5 protein-coding genes and 1 pseudogene are annotated in these 2,852 nt (G+C 72.9%); all 6 read left to right on the forward strand.

Features of this window, described 5'->3' with window-relative positions:
* Positions 1-17: 17 nt before the first annotated feature.
* Positions 18-161 (forward strand): annotated as a pseudogene (locus AC2W7G_RS12965) (methyltransferase domain-containing protein); the annotation flags it as partial.
* A 97-nt stretch (positions 162-258) separates the two neighbouring features.
* Positions 259-561 carry a hypothetical protein gene (locus AC2W7G_RS12970; RefSeq protein WP_485868808.1) on the forward strand — a complete coding sequence of 101 codons (303 nt, stop codon included), beginning with the start codon at positions 259-261 and terminating at the stop codon, positions 559-561.
* Positions 548-952, forward strand: a complete 405-nt coding sequence (locus AC2W7G_RS12975) for a DUF3040 domain-containing protein (protein WP_485868809.1) — start codon at positions 548-550, stop codon at positions 950-952. The genes AC2W7G_RS12970 and AC2W7G_RS12975 overlap by 14 nt, the downstream gene beginning before the upstream one ends.
* Positions 953-1,173: 221 nt before the next feature.
* Positions 1,174-1,626 (forward strand): division/cell wall cluster transcriptional repressor MraZ, encoded by a 453-nt coding sequence (mraZ, locus tag AC2W7G_RS12980; protein ID WP_019146370.1) that lies wholly within the window; start codon positions 1,174-1,176, stop codon positions 1,624-1,626.
* 123 nt (positions 1,627-1,749) lie between these two features.
* Positions 1,750-1,878 carry a hypothetical protein gene (locus tag AC2W7G_RS12985; RefSeq protein WP_485868810.1) on the forward strand — a complete coding sequence of 43 codons (129 nt, stop codon included), beginning with the start codon at positions 1,750-1,752 and terminating at the stop codon, positions 1,876-1,878.
* A partial coding sequence (gene rsmH, locus AC2W7G_RS12990) for a 16S rRNA (cytosine(1402)-N(4))-methyltransferase RsmH (protein WP_485868811.1) occupies positions 1,875-2,852 on the forward strand: 978 nt, incomplete at its 3' end. The genes AC2W7G_RS12985 and rsmH, both read left to right, overlap by 4 nt.

The following is a 2,852-nucleotide window of genomic DNA, read 5'->3' on the forward strand; positions in this document are numbered from 1 at the left end:
CCGGCGTCGCCGACCGGCTGACCGGCTCGCTCGGCGACGCGTCCGACCTGGCCGCCCACGTGGACGAGCCGGTCGACCTGGTGCTGTGCCACGGCGTGCTGGAGCTCGTCGACGACCCCGCCGCCACGATCGCCGCGACGACCGCCGTCCTGCGCCCCGGTGGACGGCTCAGCTGCTGGTCGCCAACCGGCTCGGCGCCGCCGTGCGCCGGGCGTCGCCGGCGACTTCGACGGTGCCTCGCACCTGCTGAGCACGGGCGTGGACGCCTGGGACCGGCGCACCGACGGCGCCCGCCGCTTCGTGCTCGACGAGGCCGTGACGCTGCTGGAGCGGGCCGGCCTGCGGGTCGAGCACACGGCCGGGACGCGCGCGTTCGCCGACCTCGTGCCGTCCAGCCTCGTGGACGTCGAGCCCGGTGGACGGGACGCCCTGTACGCGCTGGAGCGGCAGGCCGCACTTCTCGGAGAGTTCACAGCACTCTCCGCTGGCCTGCACCTGGTCGGGTGCCTAGAATCGAAGCCAGACGCCCACACCTTCGGAGGCTCCAGTGCCGCTTTCTGACGAGGAAGCCCGACTTCTCCAGCAGCTCGAGCAGTCCCTGGCTGCGGAGGACCCCGAGTTCGCCTCCACCCTTCGCGGCTCGCGCCTGGTGGCGCGCACCCGCCGCGTCGCCGTCCTGTCCGCGCTGGGCTTCCTGGCAGGCATCGGCCTGCTGCTGGCCGGCGTCATGGTGCCCCAGACCGTCCTGGGCGTCATCGGGTTCGTGCTCATGCTCGGCTCGGCCTACCTGTTCGTCACCAGCTACCGGCGCGGCCTCACCGTCGCCGCCTCGCCCTCGGCGCCCGCGTCGGGCGGCCCGCGCGGCAAGGGACGCAAGCCCAAGTCCTCCGGGTCGTTCACTGACCGCATGGAGCAGCGCTGGAACCGTCGACGCGACGGCGACGACTACTGACCGGGTGGAGCGGCGCTGACCGCTCCACCACGCCCCACCTCCCACCACCGCCCCCACTGGGGGCGGTTTTTTCGTTGTCCTGACGGGCGACTGCGCCCCTCGAACGCCCCACGACGCGACGGCAGAAAACGCCGCGACGTGGGGCGTTCTGCGTTGACGGTGGGGGATTGTGGAGTAAGGTGGGGGAAAGTGGTGAACTTGGGAGCGTAGGAGGAAGCGAGGTGAGCCCTGTTGAGCTGGTCAACTTCTTCGGCACGTACACGCCGCGCCTCGACGACAAGGGCCGCCTCTTCCTCCCGGCGAAGTTCCGTCCGCGGCTCGACGGGGGCGTCGTGCTGACCCGCGGCCAGGAGAACTGCGTCTACGGCTGGACGCCGGAGAGCTTCAACACGTTCACCGACGAGCTGCGGCGCGCGCCCATCACGGACAAGCGCAGCCGCAACTTCGCCCGCATGCTCTTCTCCGGCGCGTCGCAGGAGGTGCCGGACAAGCAGGGCCGCATCGCCGTGCCGGCCGTGCTGCGCGAGTGGGCGTCGCTCGACAAGGACTGCGTCGTGATCGGTGCGATGGACCGCATCGAGATCTGGGACGCCGCGCGCTGGAACGAGTTCCAGGAGAACGAGTCGGCGGCCTTCGCCGACATGTCCGACGAGGTGATGCCCGGCGACTTCTGATCGCGCGTCCCGGTCCTCGACCGGTTGTCTCTGACGTCACTTCCCCGACGCCAGATCCACCCGGCCGAGGATCCGGACCCACGAGCAGGGCGCCGGGCCCGTACGAGCCCAAGGAGGGGAGCGATGGACACGACGACACCGCGCCGCGTGCGCGAGCGGCTGGCCGACACGGCCGCCGTCATGGAGTTCTCGCTGGGCACCAGCGCCGCCCTCGCCGGCCTGCTCGCCCTCGCCCTGGGAGCGGTCGCATGACGCAGCACGTGCCGGTCATGCTCGGCCGCATCCTGGAGCTGCTCGAGCCGGCGCTGACCCGTCCGGACGCCGTGGTCGTCGACGCCACGCTCGGCCTCGGCGGGCACGCCGAGGCGATGCTCACCCGTTTCCCCGAGGTCCGCCTGGTCGGGATCGACCGCGACCCCGAGGCGCTGGCCCGGGCGGGGGAGCGCCTCGCCCCGTTCGGCGACCGCGTCCACCTCGCGCACGCCGTCTACGACGAGATCGGGACGGTGCTGGCCGACGCCGGCATCCCCGAGGTCTCCGGCGTGCTGTTCGACCTCGGCGTCTCCTCGATGCAGCTCGACCTGGCCGAGCGCGGCTTCGCGTACAGCCAGGACGCGCCGCTCGACATGCGCATGAACCCCGAGGACCCGCTCACCGCGGCCGACGTCCTCAACACCTACGACGCGCGCGAGCTGACCCGTGTGCTGCGCGACTTCGGCGAGGAGAAGTTCGCCCGCCGGATCGCCGACGCCGTGGTCGCGGCGCGCGCCGAGGAGCCGTTCACCACCAGCGCCCGGCTCGTCGAGCTCGTCCGCGACGCCATCCCCGCGCCCGCGCGGCGCACCGGTGGCAACCCCTCGAAGCGCACGTTCCAGGCGCTGCGCATCGAGGTCAACGCCGAGCTCGCCGTGCTGACCCGTGCCCTGCCCGCCGCCCTCGAGGCCACGTCCGTCGGGGGGCGGGTCGTGGCCATGGCCTACCAGTCCTTGGAGGACCGGATCGTGAAGCGTGCCTTCAGCGCGGTGACCGCCTCGCGCGCCCCCCGCGACCTGCCCCAGGTGCCCGACGAGATGAAGCCGCGGTTCACCCTGGTGACCCGCGGGGCCGAGCAGGCCTCCGACGAGGAGATCGAGGAGAACCGCCGGGCCAAGCCCGTCGCGCGTCCGGCGCCGGTGGAGCCGGGTGGCCCGATGAGCACCTCCGCCGCCGGCGCCGCCCGCCGCCTC

The sequence above is a fragment of the Aeromicrobium sp. PFPM2_SD2 genome (assembly GCF_057364525.1).

Excerpts from the sequence above, each read along its gene's own strand:
- AC2W7G_RS12985 (WP_485868810.1), top strand. The coding sequence starts at position 1,750 with ATGGACACGACGACACCGCGCCGCGTGCGCGAGCGGCTGGCCGACACG.